Source organism: Burkholderia sp. BDU5 (assembly GCF_001522845.1).
Lineage (GTDB): Bacteria > Pseudomonadota > Gammaproteobacteria > Burkholderiales > Burkholderiaceae > Burkholderia > Burkholderia mayonis.
Genome location: NZ_LOWC01000109.1, coordinates 209,542 through 227,533 on the forward strand (window position 1 = coordinate 209,542; position 17,992 = coordinate 227,533).

Genomic DNA, 17,992 nt, shown 5'->3' on the forward strand with positions numbered 1-17,992 from the left:
AACGCGCGCCGTGCGGCGCGACGGCGGCCCGGCGGGACCGCCGCCAACGATATCTTCGACCAGCATGCTGCCTGCTCAAAAACATACTCTCGAAACCCTGCTCGAAAACAGCGTGAAGCAGGTCGTCCAGGCGTCGAAAGGCGACGCCGACGCCACATTCGTCCTCCCCGCGATCGCCCTCGAGCGCCCGAAGGTCGCCGCGCACGGCGACGTCGCGTGCAACGTCGCGCTGCAACTCGCGAAGCCGCTCGGCGCCAATCCGCGCCAGCTCGCCGAGAAAATCGTCGCCGCGCTGACCGCGCAGCCCGAAGCGGCGGGCCTCGTCGACGCAGCCGAGATCGCCGGCCCCGGCTTCATCAACCTGCGCTTGACGCCCGCGTCGAAGCAGGCGGTGATCAGCGCGGTATTCGCCGAGGGCCGCGCGTTCGGCGCGTCCGACCGCGACCACGGCAAGCGCGTGCTGCTCGAATTCGTGTCCGCGAACCCGACGGGCCCGCTGCACGTCGGCCACGGCCGCCAGGCGGCGCTCGGCGACGCGCTCGCGAACGTGCTCGCGAGCCAGGGCTACGCGGTGCATCGCGAGTTCTACTACAACGACGCGGGCGTGCAGATCGGCAATCTCGCGATCTCGACGCAGGCGCGCGCCCGGGGCCTGAAGCCGGGCGACGCCGGCTGGCCTGAGGCCGCGTACAACGGCGAGTACATCGCCGACATCGCGCGCGACTACCTGAACGGCGAAACCGTCGCCGCGAGCGACGGCGAGCCGGTGACGGGCAAGCGCGACATCGAGGATCTCGAAGCGATCCGCAAGTTCGCGGTCACGTACCTGCGCCGCGAACAGGACATGGACCTGAAGGCGTTCGGCGTGAAGTTCGACCAGTACTATCTGGAGTCGTCGCTCTACACGGAAGGCCGCGTCGAGAAAACGGTCGATGCGCTGATCGAGGCCGGCATGACCTACGAGCAGGAAGGCGCGCTGTGGCTGCGCACGACCGACGAAGGCGACGACAAGGATCGCGTGATGCGCAAGACGGACGGCACGTACACGTACTTCGTGCCGGACGTCGCATACCACGTGACGAAGTGGGAGCGCGGCTTCACGAAGGTCATCAACATCCAGGGCTCGGATCACCACGGCACGATCGCGCGCGTGCGCGCGGGCCTGCAGGGGCTGCACATCGGGATTCCGAAGGGCTATCCCGACTACGTGCTGCACAAGATGGTGACGGTCATGCGCGACGGCCAGGAAGTGAAGATCTCGAAGCGCGCGGGCAGCTACGTGACGGTGCGCGACCTGATCGAATGGTCGGGCGGCGCGACGCCTGGCTCGGAGGCGTCGCCCGACCTGCTCGACGAGGCGACGATCACGCGCGGCCGCGACGCGGTGCGCTTCTTCCTGATTTCCCGCAAGGCGGACACCGAATTCGTGTTCGACATCGATCTCGCGCTGAAACAGAACGACGAAAACCCGGTCTACTACGTGCAGTATGCGCATGCGCGGATCTGCTCGGTGCTCAACGAGTGGAAATCGCGCTACGGCGCGACCGACGCGCTCTTCGCGAACGCGGACCTGTCGCCGCTCGACAGCAAACAGGCGACGGCGCTGATGCAGAAGCTCGCCGAATACCCGGACGTGCTCGCGCATGCGGCGAGCGAGCTCGCGCCGCACGCGGTCGCGTTCTACCTGCGCGACCTCGCGAGCGAGTTTCACTCGTTCTACAATGCGGAGCGCGTGCTCGTCGACGAAGAAGCGCCGCGCACCGCGCGCGCCGCGCTCCTTGCGGCGACGCGCCAGGTGCTCGAAAACGGTCTCGCGATGCTCGGCGTATCCGCGCCCAGCAAGATGTAAAGCCGAGGCCGTCGGCCAAGCGCCGCGGTGCAGCGCGCCGCGGCTGTTTCACGAAATTTTTCGCAGGTGACTCAAGCAATGGCAAAACCACGCCGCACGTCGAAGCAATCGAAACAAGCCGGAGGAACATTTCTTGGTATCGTGCTGGGCCTCATCGTCGGCCTGGCCATCGCGGTAGTGGTGGCGCTCTATATCACCCGCGCGCCGTCGCCGTTCGTGTCGAAGGTCGCGCCGCCGTCCGACAACAACGCGAGCCAGCCGCAGCAGTTCGACCCGAACCGCGCGCTGCAGGGCAAGACGCCCGGCCAGCCGGTCACGCCGCAGGCCGCGCAGCCCGCGCCGCCCAACACGGCGCCCGGCCAGGCCGCGAACCCGAGCCAGCCGCCGCTCTTGCCCGAGCCGCAGATCGTCGAAGTGCCGTCGTCGAATAACGGCAACGGCTCGACGAGCGCGTCGAACAATGCCGCGGACAACGGCGTCGCCGTCGCGCCGAAGCCCGCCGACATCACGCCGCCGCCCGCGAAGAAGCCGCAGACGGCCGCGAACGGCAGCTCGGCGCCGCACGTCGCGAACAACAACGCGCAGGCGAGCGCCGCGACGCCGCCGAAGACCGCGCAGGCGCCGAAGGGCGCGTCGTCGGCGACGACGGCCGCCGCGAAGCCGGCGCCGGGCGCCGACGCGAACACCGGCTACTTCCTGCAGGTGGGCGCGTACAAGACCGAGGCGGACGCCGAGCAGCAGCGCGCGCGCCTGGGCTTCCAGGGCTTCGAGTCGAAAGTGTCGAAGCGCGACGTGAGCGGCGTCACCTACTTCCGCGTGCGGATCGGGCCGTTCTCGAAATTCGAGGACATGAACTCCGCGCGTCAGCGGTTGTCCGATGCGGGAGTCGATACCGCCGTGATCCGCTTCACGAAGCAGTAAGCTGCGCCGTCGCCCGGCATCCGCCCGACATCGTTACCCACGCAACCGATTGAACGTTCGAACATGAAAAAACTGCTTAGCACGCTGTTCCTGTCCCTGAGCCTCGTCGCGGGTTTCGCGCAGGCGTCGCCCGCCGCGCCCGTGGCCGGCAAGGACTTCGAAGTGATGAAGTCGCCGCAGCCGGTGTCCGCGCCGGCCGGCAAGGTCGAGGTGATCGAGTTCTTCTGGTACGGCTGCCCGCACTGCTACGAGTTCGAGCCGACGGTCGAGACGTGGGTGAAGAAGCAAGGCGACAAGATCGCATTCAAGCGCGTGCCGGTCGCGTTCCGCGACGACTTCATCCCGCACTCGAAGCTGTTCTATGCGCTGTCGGCGCTCGGCATCTCCGAAAAGGTCACGCCCGCCGTGTTCAACGCGATCCACAAGGAGAAGAACTATCTGCTGACGCCGCAGGCGCAGGCCGACTTCCTCGCGACGCAAGGCGTCGACAAGAAGAAGTTCCTCGATGCGTACAACTCGTTCAGCGTGCAGAGCCAGGTGAAGCAATCGGCCGAGCTGCTGAAGAGCTACGCCATCGACGGCGTGCCGACGATCGTCGTCCAGGGCAAGTACAAGACGGGCCCGGCATACACGAACAGCCTGGAAGGTACAGCGCAAGTGCTCGACTACCTCGTCAAGCAAGTGCAGGACAAGAAGCTGTAACGTCCCGCCCCGCGCCGGCATGAACGCCCCTCTTCCCCTCAAGGTCTTCATCACCGGCGCGTCCAGTGGCCTCGGCCTCGCGCTCGCCGCCGAATATGCGCGGCAGGGCGCGACGCTCGGCCTCGTCGCGCGGCGCGCGGATGTGCTCGCCGAATTCGCGCAACGCTTCCCCAAAGCCGCGATCTCGATCTACCCGGCCGACGTGCGCGACGCCGACGCGCTCGCGCTCGCTGCGGCGCGCTTCGTTGCCGCGCACGGCTGTCCGGACGTCGTGATCGCGAACGCCGGCATCAGCAAGGGTGCGATCACGGGCGAAGGCGATCTCGCCGCGTTCCGCGAGATCATGGACGTCAACTACTACGGGATGGTCGCGACGTTCGAGCCGTTCATCGCGCCGATGACAGCCGCGCGGCGCGGCACGCTCGTCGGCGTCGCGAGCGTCGCCGGCGTGCGCGGGCTGCCTGGCTCGGGCGCGTACAGCGCGTCGAAGTCGGCAGCAATCAAGTATCTCGAGGCGCTCCGGGTCGAGCTGCGGCCCGCGCAGGTTGCAGTCGTGACGATCGCGCCCGGCTACATCCGCACGCCGATGACCGAGCACAACCCGTATCCGATGCCGTTCCTGATGGACGCGGACCGCTTCGCGAAGCGCGCGGCGATCGCGATCGCGCAAAAGGCGGCGTTTCGCGTGATTCCCTGGCAGATGGGCGTCGTCGCGAAGCTGCTGCACGTGATGCCGCGCTGGCTGTACGACCGCCTCTTCGAGAAAGCGCCGCGCAAGCCGCGGGCGAAGGCGGGCTGAACAGGGCCGCGAGCGGCGTCTGTCGCCGTTTGCCGGTTCGTCGTTGGCCGTTTTTCTCGTTGCCGTTGAGCGGCGCGCTTTGCGCTGCGTCTCTCGTCTCTCGTCTCTCGTCTCTCGTCTCTCGTCTCTCGTTCGCTCGTCGGACGAACGTCGACGAACGGTAGCGTGCCAAAAACAAGCCTCGGCCGACAATCGCAACGAGCTTCACGCCCCGTCGCCCGCGGCCCGCTCCCCGTCGCCGGTCAACGCTCGCACATCCCGCACTGCACCTTCGCGTCCCGTCATCGTCACACGAGCCGTATCACGTGCGGCCGCGTAGATCTTCTTCGCGCCGGCGGCCTTCAGCCCTCCGACAAACGCGCGCCCCAGACCGCGATTCGAGCCGGTCACCAATACGACAGCATCATCCAGTTTCATCTCAATGCTGGCTGACAAGACCACGGATTCGCACGGCGTTGTCCGCATGCGCAAGCGAGCAACGCCGCAACCCGGACGAAGCCGCATGCGTCGAGATCGACGCGCACGTCTCGCCGCCAAATCGATGCATATGCATTTATTCGTCGGCCAAGACAGCGAAACATTACCCCGATATGCCGCCGCCAATCGGCACGAAATCATGCATATGCATTTTGTACGTCATAGAATATTCGTTGCCGACGAACCCTTCAGAAGGACCCGCGATGAGCGACGCTCCGATGAGACTCCTGTGCCACTGCGGCACGTTGCGCCAGGCCACGCGCGCCATCACGTCGCTCTATGACACGCATCTCGCGAAGCACGGCATCCGCGTCACGCAGTTCACGATCCTCGCGGCGCTGCACGGCTACGGCACGCTGCAGACGGGCGAGCTCGCGACGCGCCTGCTGCTCGACCAGACCACGCTGAGCCGCACGCTCGCGACGCTGCAATCGAATCAGCTTGTGCGCGCCGAAACCGGCGACGATCAGCGGGTGCGCTTATGGCGCCTCACGCCGAAGGGCGCCGCGTTGTACAAGGCGTCCCGTGTCGATTGGGAAGCGGCGCAGCGCGACGTGTATCGGCGCATCGGCAAGCGGAACATGCAAGCGCTCGACGCCGAGATCTTCGCGCTCGCCGAGGCGCTCTCGGACTGATCCGCCGTTCGGCGACGCTCCACCCACGCGGCGCACCGCTCCATGCTGCGCGCCGCGGTGCGGCACACGCGCCCATCCGCACACGCGCAGGAGCCCGAATGGTTCACGACGGCGCCGATCGGCGCACTGTGCAAGCTGTTCGCGCGCACCGGCTGGCAGCCGTCGGACATCGACTATTACGAGATCAACGAGGCGTTCGCGATCGTGCCGATGGCGGTGATGCGCGAATTCGGCCTGCCCCGCGCACGCGTGAACGCGCACGGCGGCGCATGCGCGATCGGCCATCCGATCAGCGCGTCGGGTGCGCGCATCGTCGTCGCGCTGCTCGGCGTGCTGCGCGCACGCGGCGCGCGGCGCGGCGTCGCGAGCCTCTGCATCGGCGGCGGCGAGGGGACCGCGCTGGCGATCGAGCTGACGTAACGCCGCCGCCCCGCGGCACCGCGCCGCTGCGGCGGCGATTCCGGCGTCGCGACACGGTGCGTTCCGACGCCGATTAACGTCGAGCGCATATTGACGGTATGCTATCCCGCTGGCGTGCGGCCGCTGCGGCGTTGCCGCCCGCCGTCATCAGAATTACGCCACGTGGGAGATCTCATGCGCTTCACGCTCATCGCCGCCGCTGCGCTCATCGCCGCCGCCCCCGCCGTCGTCGCCGCGAAACCGCTGACGGTCTGCACCGAATCGAGCCCGGACGGCTTCGACGTCGTGCAGTACAACTCGCTCGTCACGACGAATGCGTCCGCCGACGTCATCTTCAACACGCTCGTGTCGTACGACGAAGCGACAAAGAAGGTGGTGCCCGCGCTCGCGGACAAATGGGACGTCAGCGCCGACGGCCTCACGTACACGTTCCACTTGCGCCCGAACGTCGCATTCCAGACCACCGACTACTTCAAGCCGACGCGCGCGCTCGACGCGGACGACGTCGTCTTCACGTTCAGCCGGATGCTCGACGATGCGAATCCATGGCACAAGGTCGCGGGCGCGAGCGGCTTTCCGCATGCGCAGTCGATGGGGCTCGTGAAGCTCGTGAAGGCGGTCACGAAGGTCGACAACGATACCGTGAAATTCGAGCTGAACGAGCCGAACGCGACGTTCGTGCCGATCCTGACGATGGGCTTCGCGTCGATCTACCCGGCCGAGTACGCGGATCAGCTTCTCAAGGCGGGCAAGCAGACCGATCTGAACGCGAAGCCGATCGGCACCGGCCCGTTCGTGCTGAAGAGCTACACGAAGGACGCGGTGATCCGTTACGAAGCGAACCCGACGTACTGGGGGCCGAAGCCGAAGGTGGAGCGCCTCATCTACGCGATCACGCCCGATCCGTCGGTGCGCGCGCAGAAGGTGAAGGCGGGCGAATGCCAGATCGCGCTGTCGCCGAAGCCGCAGGACGTCGCGGCGGCGAAGGCCGACCGCGCGCTGAAGGTCGTCGAGACGCCCGCGTTCATGACCGCGTTCGTCGCGCTCAACACGCAGAAGAAGCCGCTCGACAACGACAAGGTCCGCGAGGCGATCAATCTCGCGTTCGATCGCACGACCTACCTGAAAGTCGTGTTCGACAACACCGCGACGCCCGCGACGAACCCGTACCCGCCGAACACGTGGAGCTATGCGAAATCGATCGCGCCGTATCCGCACGATCCGGCGAAGGCGAAGCAGCTGCTCGCGTCGGCGGGCTTCCCGAACGGCTTCGCGACGACGATCTGGGTGCGCCCGACGGGGAGCGTGCTGAACCCGAACCCGAAGGCGGGCGCGGAGCTGCTGCAGGCGGACCTCGCGAAGATCGGCGTGAAGGCGGACGTGAAGGTGATCGAATGGGGCGAGCTGATCAAGCAGGCGAAGCTCGGCCAGCACGACCTGCTGTTCATGGGCTTTGCCGGCGACAACGGCGATCCGGACAACATCCTCACGCCGCAATTCAGCTGCAACGCGGTGAAGTCGGGGCTCAACTTCGCGCGCTATTGCGATCCGAAGCTCGACAAGCTAATCACCGACGGCAAGGAAACCGCCGACCAGGCGAAGCGCGCGAAGCTGTATGAAGCCGCGCAGAAGATCATCCACGACGAGGCGCTGTGGATTCCGCTCGGCTATCCGACCGCGGCGGCGATCACGCGCCCGAACGTCACCGGCTATCGCGTGAGCCCGTTCGGGCGGCAGCACTTCGACACGGTGTCGGTGCAGTAAAGCCGAGCCGCCACGGCCCGGGCGCAAGCCGCGCACCGGGCCATGCTTGTCTGTCGAGCGCACCGCTTGCTATACTGCGCGCACCTTTCATCCGACGAATTCCGAGCCGCCAAGTGGACAACTGAGCCTTTCCAGAATGGTTTCGCCGCCGTGCGATGCACATCGTGCGCGCCGCGCGAAAGTCGCAACCCATTTTCGGAGGTGCTCATGGCTCAGGCCGCATCCGCCACCGCGCTCGTCGCGCTCCATCGCGTTTCCTTCCGCTTCGACGACGGCGTCACGCTGTTCGATTCGCTCGACCTCACGTTCGATCGCACGCCGACCGCGATCGTCGGCCGCAACGGCGCCGGCAAGAGCGTGCTCGCGCGCCTGATCGCGGGCCGGCTCGCGCCGACGGCGGGCGCGATCGGCCGGCATGCGTCGATCGCCTTCGTCGCACAGCACGATGCCGACGCGACGCACGACCCGCAACGCACGGCCGCCGCCGTCGCGCATCTCGACGCACCGCTAGCGGCGCTCGAGCGCGTCGCGCGCGGCGATGCGCTCGAAGACGACTTCGACACGCTCGACGGGCGCTGGGATCTTGCCGAGCGCTGGCGCGCGGCGCTCGACGATGCCGGCCTGCCGATCGACGCCGATGCGCCCGCGCACACGCTGAGCGGCGGCCAGCTCGCACGCGTCGCGATGATCGGCGCGCTGCTGTCGGGCGCCGACCTGCTCGTCCTCGACGAGCCGACGAACCATCTCGATGCACCCGGCCGCACATGGCTGCGCGCCGCGCTCGCCCGCTGGCGCGGCGGCCTGATCGTCGTCAGCCACGATCGCGCGCTGCTGCACGAGGTCGCGCGGATCGTCGAGCTGACGCCGCGCGGCGCGCGCGTCTACGGCGGCAACTACGCCGCGTATCGCGCGCAGCGCGACGCCGAAGCGCACGCGGCGCAGGCCGCGCTCGATCACGCACGCGCGGAGCGCGACCGCGAGCGCCGCCGGCTCGCGCGCGAGCACGACACGATCCAGCGGCATGCGGCCGGCACACGCCGCTATGCGCTGACGGCAAACGTGTCGAGTACCGAGCGCATGGCGCTGATCGGCAGTGCGAACGACATCATGGGCCGCGTGCGGCGCGATCATCGCGACGCGAAGGCCGCAATGAGCGACGCAGTGCAGGAGGCGGCGCAGCGCGTCGAGCCGGACGCGCCGGTGCTGGTGTCGCTGCCGGGCACCGAAGTCGGCGCGCGCCGCCGGCTCTTCACGCTCGACGCCGCGCGCCTGCCGTGGCTGCCCGCGCACGCGCGCGCCGCGACCGTCACGTGGTCCGCGTACGGGCCCGCGCGGATCGCGCTCGCGGGACTGAACGGCTGCGGGAAATCGACGCTGCTGCGCGTGCTCGCCGGCGAACTCGCGCCTCGCTCGGGACGCTGCGACACGCACGTGCCGCTCGCGTATCTCGATCAGCGGCTCGCGCTGCTCGATCCGCAGCGCTCGGTCGTCGAGCAGCTCGCGGCGCTGCGCACGCCGCTCGTGGAAGGCGAGCTGCGCAGCCGCCTCGCGCTGCTACAGCTCGACGCGACGCGCGCGACTCAGCCGACCGCGCGCCTGAGCGGCGGCGAGCGGCTGAAGGCCGCGCTCGCGTGTGCGCTCTGGCGCGAGACGCCCGCGCAGCTCTTGTTGCTGGACGAGCCGACGAACCACCTCGATCTCGAATCGGTGCAGGCGTTCGAAGCGGCGCTCGAGGATTTCCCGGGCGCGATCGTCGTGGTGTCGCACGACGCGGCGTTCATCGACGCGCTCGCACCGACGCATACGATGCGGTGGACGGCAGATGGGTGGCGCTTCGAGCCCGTCGCGTGACGCCGGATCGCCGGGCATCCGAGATTGGGCCGGCGACGGCGATTCGATGTCGGGAGCGGGATCGAGCCGAGGCATGAAACCGGTGGCCTGAAGACGGCCGACGGCCCGCAACAAGCGATGCGCTCGCTTGCTGAGGCGGCGGATGGCTGCCTGCCTCAGGGGAGGGCATGCGCGCGGCAAACATCGCACGCCGAACGATGCCGGGCAATCGACGATCGGCGCAACGCGAACGGCAATCGAATCAACCACCCGCAAGCGACATCGACGCGCCGCAATCGACAGCCCGAAATCGATCGCCCGAAGCCGCCCCCGCGCCGCCGGCCGCATCAGCCCGCCTGCCGGAACCGGATCACGCCGTCCGCGCCCGTCTCGCGCACGAGCTCGCCCGCGAGCCACAGCAGGTTCAGGTGCGCGATCGCCTCGCCGAGCGCAAAAGTCATCTGATGAATGTCGAGCTCGCGCCGCCGGAACATGATCGGCACGATGTCGGCCGCGCTCGACGGCCGCTCGCGGCACGCGTCGCGCACCTCGGCGAGCCGCGCGTCGTGATGCGCGCGCAGCTGCGCGATGCGCGTGTGCAGCCCGCGGAACGGCTTGCCGTGCGACGGCAGCACGAGCGTGTCGGACGCCATCGCCTCGTAGCGGCCGAGCGAGCCCAGATAGAGCGCGAGCGGATTCGCCTCCGGCTCGAGATCGAACACCGACACGTTCGTCGAGATCCGCGGCAGCACCATGTCGCCGGAAATCAGCACACCGTCCGCTGCGCTGTGGAGCGCGCAATGTTCGGGAGAATGGCCGTAGCCCGTGACGACGCGCCATTCTCGTCCGCCGATCTCGACCGCGTCGCCCTCGCGCAGCCGCCGGTAGCGCGGCGGCACGCCGGGCACGAGATCCGAGAAGTAGCTGCGGCGGTTGCGCAGCTTGTCGAGCGCGGCGGCGTCGGTCAGGCCATGGCGCGCGAAGTGCTCGGCCGCGCCCGGCCCGCCCGCATTCGAGCCGTTGCCGGCCGCCATCAGGCAGCCGAACAGGTATTCGCCGAGCGTCATCCACAGCCGCACGTTCCAGCGCGCGCCGTCGCCGCCTTCGCACAGCCAGTTCGCGAGTCCGAAATGATCCGGATGGCAGTGCGTGACGATCACGCGCAGCACGGGCAGGCCGTCCAGATGCGCATCGAAGATCCGCTCCCAATGCGCCTTGATGTCCGCCGACGCGATCCCGCAGTCGACGATCGTCCAGCCCGCCTGCCCGTCGATCTCGTCGCGCAACAGCCAGAGGTTGATGTGGTCGAGCGCGAACGGCAGCGGCATGCGCAACCAGCGCACGCCCGGCGCGACCTCGACGAAGCTGCCCGGCTCGGGCAGCGTGTCGGCGAACGGGTAATCGAGTTGGTGTTCCAGTGCGTTCATCGGGGGTGTCTCGTTGCGTTGTCGTCGGGCCCGCGGTGCGGCGCGAACCGGAACCGATTCTATCGCTCAACGCGAAACCGCGCGCCGCGAGCCTTCGCGCCCCTGAAAAAAGATCGCGCCACGATCCCGCGCGAACCCCGAGCGTTGCGGGAAGATCCGCGAAACGTCGGCGAACGTCGCTGAACCGTTCGCGCGGGCCGCCTGCGCCGAATCGCCCCGCTTTGCCTAAAGCACGCCGTCCGGGCGCTAAAATGGCGTGAGCTTTCCGCCTGTGAGCCCGCGCACGATGAATCACTTTCCCAAACTGCTGTCCTCGCAGATCGGCTTCGACGTCGCGCAGACGATCCTCGAGAACTTCGATCGCCACTACCGGATCTTCCGCGAAGCGGCCGTCGAAGCGAAGGATCTGTTCGAGGGCGCGAACTGGCATGGGCTGCAGCGGCTCGCGCGCGAGCGCATCACGTCGTACGACGACCGCGTGCGCGAATGCGTCGAGCTGCTCGAAGACGAGTACGACGCCGAGAACATCGACAGCGAAGTCTGGCCGCAGATCAAGCTGCATTACATCGGTCTCCTGACATCGCACCGTCAGCCCGAATGCGCGGAGACGTTCTTCAATTCGGTGTGCTGCAAGATCCTGCATCGCTCGTACTTCAACAACGACTTCATCTTCGTGCGCCCGGCGATCTCGACCGAATACATCGAGAACGACGAGCCCGCCGCGAAGCCGACCTACCGCGCGTACTATCCGGGCAGCGAGGGGCTCGCGGCGACGCTCGAGCGGATCGTCACGAATTTCCAGCTGAACCCGCCGTTCGAGCATCTCGAGCGCGACATCGCCTGCATCATGCAGGCGATCCACGACGAGTTCGGCGCGTTCGACGAAGCGGTGAATTTCCAGATCCACGTGCTGTCGTCGCTGTTCTACCGGAACAAGACCGCGTACATCATCGGCCGCATCATCAACGGCGACCGCGTGCTGCCGTTCGCGGTGCCGATCCGCCACGTGCGCGCGGGCCTTCTCGCGCTCGACACCGTGCTGCTGCGCCGCGACCAGTTGAAGATCATCTTCAGCTTCTCGCACTCGTACTTCCTCGTCGACATGAACGTGCCGTCCGCGTACGTGCAGTTCCTGCGTTCGATCATGCCGGGCAAGCCGAAGGCCGAAATCTACACGTCGGTGGGCCTGCAGAAGCAGGGCAAAAACCTGTTCTATCGCGATCTGCTGCATCACCTGTCGCATTCGAGCGACCGCTTCATCGTCGCGCCCGGCATCAAGGGGCTCGTGATGCTCGTGTTCACGCTGCCGTCGTTTCCGTACGTGTTCAAGATGATCAAGGACCGCTTCCCGCCGCCGAAGGAAACGACGCGCGAGCAGATCATGGACAAGTACCTGCTCGTCAAGCGCCACGACCGTCTCGGCCGGATGGCGGACACGCTCGAATACTCGAGCGTCGCCCTGCCGCTCGCGCGGCTCGACGACGCGCTCGTGCGCGAGCTCGAAAAGGAAGTGCCGTCGCTGCTCGAATACGACGGCGACAACCTCGTCATCGAGCACCTGTACATCGAGCGCCGGATGGTGCCGCTCAACCTGTATCTGCAAAGCGGCAACGACGCGAAGATCGAGCACGGCGTGCGCGAGTACGGCAACGCGGTGAAGGAGCTGATCCAGGCGAACATCTTCCCCGGCGACATGCTGTACAAGAACTTCGGCGTCACGCGCCACGGGCGCGTCGTGTTCTACGACTACGACGAGATCGAGTACCTGACCGACTGCAACGTCCGCCGCGTGCCGCCGCCGCGCACCGACGAAGACGAGATGTCCGGCGAACCGTGGTATACGGTCGGCCCGCACGACATCTTCCCGGAAACCTACGCGCCGTTCCTGCTCGGCGATCCGCGCGTGCGCGAATACTTCATGAAGCATCACGCCGACTTCTTCGATCCGCAACTCTGGCAGGACAGCAAGGACCGCCTGCTGCGCGGCGAGCTGCCCGATTTCTTCGCGTACGAGCCGGCGCTGCGCTTCTGCATCCGCTATCCGGCGCGTTTCTCCGAAGGCGACGCGGCCGACGCCGGCAAGCGCGCCGCCGCATGAGCGCGGCCGCCCGCCGCGCACGAACGCCCCTCTTTCATCCCACGGAAACGACTTGAGATGAACACGAACGACCATCCGCTCTCCCATCTGTTCGACAACAACGACGCCTGGGTCAAACGCAAGCTCGCCGGCGACCCGCAATACTTCTCGCGCCTCGCCGACCAGCAGGCACCCGAGTATCTGTGGATCGGCTGCTCCGATTCGCGCGTGCCCGCGAACCAGATCATCGGCCTGCCGCCCGGCGAAGTGTTCGTCCACCGCAACATCGCGAACGTCGTCGTGCACACCGACCTCAACTGCCTGTCGGTGATCCAGTTCGCGGTCGATCTGCTGAAGGTCAAGCACATCATGGTCGTCGGCCACTATGGCTGCTCCGGCGTGAACGCGGCGCTGCACAACCGCCGCGTCGGGCTCGCGGACAACTGGCTGCATCACGTGCAGGACGTGCGCGAGAAGCACGCGTCGCTGCTCGACGAATGGCCGCTCGGCGAAGCGCGCTACCGGCGCCTCATCGAACTGAATTCGATCGAGCAGGTCGTCAACGTGTGCCGCACGACGATCGTCAACGACGCGTGGGCGCGCGGCCAGCCGCTCACCGTGCACGCGCTCGTGTACGGCGTGCAGGACGGCCGGATGCGCAATCTCGGGATGTCCGTGTCGCATCCCGACGAACTGGATGCGACGTACCGTCGCGCGGTCGGCGCGCTCTCGGCAAAAAGCGCGCATTCGGCGGACAATGACGTCGTGGCGGCCGACGCGGCGCAGCTCGCCGGCGCGGTCGATCTCATTGCCCAAACCATCAAGGAGACGAAACATGACGGCTGTTGATCAGGATCCGATCGTCATCGCTTCGGCGGCACGCACGCCGATCGCGGGCTTTCAGGGCGACTTCGCTTCGCTCGCCGCGCCGCAGCTGGGCGCGGCCGCGATCGCCGCGGCGCTCGAGCGCGCGGGCCTGAAACCGGAGCAGATCGACGAAGCAATCATGGGCTGCGTGCTGCCCGCGGGTCAGGGCCAGGCCCCCGCGCGGCAAGCGGCGCTCGGCGCGAAGCTGCCGCTTTCCGTCGGCTGCACGACGGTCAACAAGATGTGCGGCTCGGGCATGCGCGCGGCGATGTTCGCGCACGACATGCTCGTCGCGGGCTCGGTCGACGTGGCGATCGCGGGCGGCATGGAAAGCATGACGAACGCGCCGTACCTGCTGCCGAAGGCGCGCGCGGGGATGCGGATGGGCCACGGCCAGGTGCTCGACCACATGTTCCTCGACGGCCTCGAGGACGCGTACGACAAGGGCCGCCTGATGGGCACGTTCGCCGATGAATGCGCGGGCGAGTACGCGTTCACGCGCGAGGCGCAGGACGCGTTCGCGATCGAATCGCTCGCGCGCGCGAAGCGGGCGAACGAAGACGGCTCGTTCGCGTGGGAAATCGCGCCCGTGACGGTCGCCGGCAAGAAGGGCGAAACGATCGTCGCGCGCGACGAGCAGCCGTTCAAGGCAAGCCCCGAGAAGATTCCGACGCTCAAGCCCGCGTTCAGCAAGACGGGCACCGTGACCGCCGCGAATGCGTCGTCGATCTCCGACGGCGCGGCCGCGCTCGTGATGATGCGCCGCTCGACGGCCGACAGGCTGGGCGTCGCGCCGCTCGCGCGCGTCGTCGGCCATTCGACGTTCGCGCAGGCGCCGTCGAAGTTCACGACGGCGCCCGTCGGCGCGATCCGCCGCCTGTTCGACAAGAACGGCTGGCGCGCGGCCGAAGTCGATCTGTACGAGATCAACGAGGCGTTCGCGGTCGTCACGATGGCGGCGATGAAGGAGCACGACCTGCCGCACGGCAAGGTGAACGTGAACGGCGGCGCGTGCGCGCTCGGCCATCCGATCGGCGCATCGGGCGCACGCATCCTCGTCACGCTGATCGGCGCGCTGCGCGCGCGCGCGGCCAAGCGCGGCGTCGCGAGCCTGTGCATCGGCGGCGGCGAGGCGACCGCGATGGGCATCGAGCTGATCTGACCGAGCCGGCGCGCACTCGAACAGGAGTCCTTCGATGAAGACCGTATTGATCGTCGGCGCATCGCGCGGCATCGGCCGCGAGTTCGCGCGCCAATATCTGCACGACGGCTGGCGCGTGATCGCCACCGCGCGCGACGAAGCGTCGCTCGCATCGCTCGATTCGATCGGCGCGCGCGCGCTCGCGCTCGACGTCGCGCAGCCCGAAGCGGTCGCCGCGTTCGACGGGCGGCTGGGCGACGTCGCGCTCGACGCGGCCGTCGTCGTGTCGGGCGTGTACGGTCCGCGCACGGCGGGCGTCGAGCCCGTCAGCGCGGGGGACTTCGACGCGGTGATGCACACGAACGTGCTCGGCCCGATGCTGCTGCTGCCGATCCTGCTGCCGCTCGTCGAGGAGAGCCGCGGCGTCCTCGCGGTGCTGTCGAGCAAGATGGGCAGCATCAGCGAGGCGACCGGCACGACAGGCTGGCTGTATCGCGCGAGCAAGGCGGCGGTGAACGACGCGCTGCGGGTCGCGTCGCTGCAGGCGCGGCATGCGGCCTGCATCGCGCTGCATCCGGGCTGGGTGCGCACCGACATGGGCGGCGCGCAGGCCGCGCTCGATCCGCAGGCGAGCGTCGCCGGCATGCGCCGCGTGATCGCGCAGGCGGCGGGCGACCGCGAGCATGCGAACGGCCGCTTCTTCCAATACGACGGCGTCGAGCTCGGCTGGTGAGCCGGCCGCTCCGTCCCTCGAATCACGATGCAAGCCACGACGAATATCTCCGAGCGTCCGCTCGACTGTCCGTGCGGCGGCGCCGCGCCCGGCGCGTCCGCGAATGCACGGGCGCCGCGTTACGCGGATTGCTGCGGACGCCTGATCGACGAGCATGTCCCCGCGTCGACGGCGCTCGAGCTGATGCGTTCGCGCTATAGCGCCTACGTGCTCGGCGCGACCGACTACCTGCGCGCGACCTGGGACCCGCGCACCTGCCCGCCCGACCTCAACGCAAACGCCGACGCCGGCCGCGCGGACGCGCCGCGCTGGCTCGGCCTCGCGATCAGGCGTCATGCGCCGCTCGACGATACGCACGCCGAAGTCGAATTCGTCGCGCGCTACAAAGTCGGCGGACGCGCGCACCGGATGCACGAAACGAGCCGCTTCACGCGCGACGCGCAAGGCGCGTGGCGCTATGTCGACGGCGATGTAAGCGACCGCTGAGTTCGCCCCGGCCGATATCCGCGGACTGCGACGAATTTCGCAATGCCGGGTTATTCCGGCATTGCACAACCGAAATTTGTCAGGCTAGGATGGCCCACATTTGGTGCAATTCGCGTCGGTGGGCTCAGGCATGGCATTTGGCAAGGTGATGACGGGATGGATCGCGGCATGCGTGCTGTCGGCCGCTCAGGCCGGTCCGCTGCCGTCCGGCATTCCGTCCGCGCCTGCCGCCGCGCCCCGCGCGCTCGCGAACGCCGAGCGCTTCGACTACGGCGATTCGGGCCTGCCGCCCGTCGCCGCGAATCTCAACGAAACGATCATCCGCATCCCGATCGACGCCGCCGGCACGGTCACGCTCGAGGCGACGGTGTTCAAGCCGGACGGCCCCGGCCCGTTCCCGCTCGTCGTCTTCAACCACGGCAAGAATCCCGGCGATCTGCGCGCGCAGCCGCGCAGCCGGCCGCTGTCGTTCGCACGCGAGTTCGTGCGGCGCGGCTATGCGGTCGTCGCGCCGAACCGCGAAGGCTTCGCGGGCTCGGGCGGCGCGTACATCCAGGAAGGCTGCGACGTCGAGCGCAACGGCGTCGCGCAGGCGCGCGACGTCGCCGCGACGATCGGCTACATGTCGAAGCTGCCTTACGTCGACGCGCGGCGCGTCGTCGTCGCGGGCACGTCGCACGGCGGCCTCGTGTCGCTCGCCTACGGCGCCGAAGCCGCGCGCGGCGTGCGCGGGATCATCAACTTCTCGGGCGGGCTGCGCCAGGATCTCTGCGAAGGCTGGCAGAAGAACCTCGTCAACGCGTTCGATACGTACGGCTCGCGCACGCACGTGCCATCGCTGTGGCTGTACGGCGACAACGACTCGGTGTGGTCGCCCGCGCTCGTCGCGCGATTGCGCGACGCGTACACGTCGCACGGCGCGAGCACGCTCTTCGTCGACTTCGGCCGCTACAAGGACGACGCGCACCGGATCATCGTCGATCGCGACGGCGTGCCGATCTGGTGGCCGCCCGTCGCGTCGTTCCTCGCGCAGCTCGATCTGCCGACCTCGGTCCGCTACGCGGTCGCGAATCCGCACGAGCCGAAGGCGACCGGCTACGCGGCGATCGACGCGGTCGAAGCCGTGCCGTTCGTCGACGACGCCGGCCGCGCCGCGTATCGCCGCTTCCTCGCGCAGCATCCGAGCCGCGCGTTCGCGGTATCGAGCGAAGGCGCGTGGTCGTGGGCCGAAGGCGGCGACGATCCGATGGCGCTCGCGCTCGAAGGCTGCCGCAAGCAAGGCGCCGGACAATGCCAGCTCTATGCGGTCGACAATCGCGTCGTCTGGCGCGATGCGGGCGCGCAAACGGCAGACGAATCGCCGAGCGCCGCGCGCGCGCTCGCGAGCCGCTGATCGGCTGACCGGCCGCACGACGTTTACCGGCGTCGAGGCGAGACGCTTTCCTTCCCCGCTTTTTTCCGCTTTCCTCACATCGATGCCGCGCGTCGTCCGCGCGCGCCACCGGCTCCTCAGTCCACGCCGATTGCATTCGACCGCGCGCGAAAGCGCTTTTTTCCGTCGCTCACCGTTTTTCGGCCGCGCGCAGCATGGTTTCCGTCCGACGGGTAGCGACTCTTTGCCGTCGCCTTCTGCGCCCTATTCGAACGATCTGGACCGAACCGTCGCGAGCCGTCGCGAAGTGCGCCGAACTCCGCCCCCAGAAAGGCGCCGGCGTTTTGTAACGGGTACTGCAACGAAGCGCAAAACACGCTAATCTCAGCCCCGGTTTTCGTATTGCACACGCGTTTTCGCCATCCGATCGAGCGCCTTCGCCGCCGTTCGATCCCGCATGAGCGAGCGGCGCCTCTCGCGCCCTCGACGCGT

General features: G+C 68.1%; 14 protein-coding genes and 2 pseudogenes. 14 read left to right on the forward strand and 2 right to left on the reverse strand.

What is annotated here, in order from left to right:
• Positions 1-64 precede the first annotated feature (64 nt).
• From argS to WS69_RS17030, 4 genes are all read left to right on the forward strand, one after another.
• The gene (gene argS / locus WS69_RS17015; protein ID WP_059471876.1) at positions 65-1,849 is read left to right on the forward strand and encodes an arginine--tRNA ligase; all 1,785 of its coding nucleotides are present in this window, start codon (positions 65-67) and stop codon (positions 1,847-1,849) included.
• 78 nt (positions 1,850-1,927) lie between these two features.
• The gene (locus WS69_RS17020) at positions 1,928-2,770 is read left to right on the forward strand and encodes an SPOR domain-containing protein (RefSeq protein WP_059471877.1); all 843 of its coding nucleotides are present in this window, start codon (positions 1,928-1,930) and stop codon (positions 2,768-2,770) included.
• Positions 2,771-2,833: 63 nt separating this feature from the next.
• Positions 2,834-3,472, forward strand: a complete 639-nt coding sequence (gene dsbA / locus WS69_RS17025; protein WP_059471878.1) for a thiol:disulfide interchange protein DsbA — start codon at positions 2,834-2,836, stop codon at positions 3,470-3,472.
• A gap of 19 nt (positions 3,473-3,491) precedes the next feature.
• The gene (locus tag WS69_RS17030; RefSeq protein ID WP_059471879.1) at positions 3,492-4,271 is read left to right on the forward strand and encodes an SDR family oxidoreductase; all 780 of its coding nucleotides are present in this window, start codon (positions 3,492-3,494) and stop codon (positions 4,269-4,271) included.
• 252 nt (positions 4,272-4,523) lie between these two features.
• Here the strand turns inward: WS69_RS17030 and WS69_RS35675 are convergent.
• A pseudogene (locus tag WS69_RS35675) lies at positions 4,524-4,736 on the reverse strand (short-chain dehydrogenase); the annotation flags it as partial.
• 230 nt (positions 4,737-4,966) lie between these two features.
• On the opposite strand from WS69_RS35675, the gene WS69_RS17040 reads away from it, so the two are divergent.
• The 4 genes and pseudogenes from WS69_RS17040 to WS69_RS17055 all read left to right on the forward strand — a co-directional run bounded on the left by WS69_RS17040 (position 4,967) and on the right by WS69_RS17055 (position 9,418).
• Positions 4,967-5,383 carry a MarR family winged helix-turn-helix transcriptional regulator gene (locus WS69_RS17040; RefSeq protein ID WP_059471992.1) on the forward strand — a complete coding sequence of 139 codons (417 nt, stop codon included), beginning with the start codon at positions 4,967-4,969 and terminating at the stop codon, positions 5,381-5,383.
• A gap of 75 nt (positions 5,384-5,458) precedes the next feature.
• Positions 5,459-5,803: pseudogene (locus WS69_RS17045) on the forward strand (acetyl-CoA C-acetyltransferase); the annotation flags it as partial.
• A 174-nt stretch (positions 5,804-5,977) separates the two neighbouring features.
• Entirely contained in the window at positions 5,978-7,567 is a 1,590-nt protein-coding gene (locus tag WS69_RS17050; protein WP_059471882.1) for an ABC transporter substrate-binding protein, read from the forward strand.
• Positions 7,568-7,774: 207 nt separating this feature from the next.
• Positions 7,775-9,418: an ABC-F family ATP-binding cassette domain-containing protein gene (locus tag WS69_RS17055; protein ID WP_059471883.1), complete on the forward strand. Its 1,644-nt coding sequence runs from the start codon at positions 7,775-7,777 to the stop codon at positions 9,416-9,418.
• 326 nt (positions 9,419-9,744) lie between these two features.
• On the opposite strand, the gene WS69_RS17060 is transcribed toward WS69_RS17055, so the two are convergent.
• Positions 9,745-10,824, reverse strand: a complete 1,080-nt coding sequence (locus WS69_RS17060; RefSeq protein ID WP_059471884.1) for an MBL fold metallo-hydrolase — start codon at positions 10,822-10,824, stop codon at positions 9,745-9,747.
• A gap of 286 nt (positions 10,825-11,110) precedes the next feature.
• On the opposite strand from WS69_RS17060, the gene aceK reads away from it, so the two are divergent.
• From aceK to WS69_RS17090, 6 genes are all read left to right on the forward strand, one after another.
• The gene (gene aceK, locus WS69_RS17065; protein ID WP_059471993.1) at positions 11,111-12,922 is read left to right on the forward strand and encodes a bifunctional isocitrate dehydrogenase kinase/phosphatase; all 1,812 of its coding nucleotides are present in this window, start codon (positions 11,111-11,113) and stop codon (positions 12,920-12,922) included.
• 57 nt (positions 12,923-12,979) lie between these two features.
• Positions 12,980-13,750 (forward strand): carbonate dehydratase, encoded by a 771-nt coding sequence (can, locus tag WS69_RS17070; RefSeq protein ID WP_059471885.1) that lies wholly within the window; start codon positions 12,980-12,982, stop codon positions 13,748-13,750.
• Positions 13,737-14,930 carry an acetyl-CoA C-acetyltransferase gene (locus tag WS69_RS17075; RefSeq protein ID WP_059471886.1) on the forward strand — a complete coding sequence of 398 codons (1,194 nt, stop codon included), beginning with the start codon at positions 13,737-13,739 and terminating at the stop codon, positions 14,928-14,930. Before can ends, WS69_RS17075 begins: the two co-directional genes overlap by 14 nt.
• 34 nt (positions 14,931-14,964) lie before the next feature.
• Complete coding sequence (locus WS69_RS17080; protein ID WP_059471887.1) at positions 14,965-15,642, forward strand: SDR family oxidoreductase; 678 nt, start codon at positions 14,965-14,967, stop codon at positions 15,640-15,642.
• Positions 15,643-15,669: 27 nt separating this feature from the next.
• A complete protein-coding gene (locus WS69_RS17085; RefSeq protein ID WP_059471888.1) occupies positions 15,670-16,128 on the forward strand; it encodes a YchJ family protein in 459 nt (152 codons plus the stop codon).
• Positions 16,129-16,258: 130 nt separating this feature from the next.
• Complete coding sequence (locus WS69_RS17090) at positions 16,259-17,521, forward strand: dienelactone hydrolase family protein (RefSeq protein ID WP_162498969.1); 1,263 nt, start codon at positions 16,259-16,261, stop codon at positions 17,519-17,521.
• The last annotated feature ends 471 nt before the right edge of the window (positions 17,522-17,992 follow it).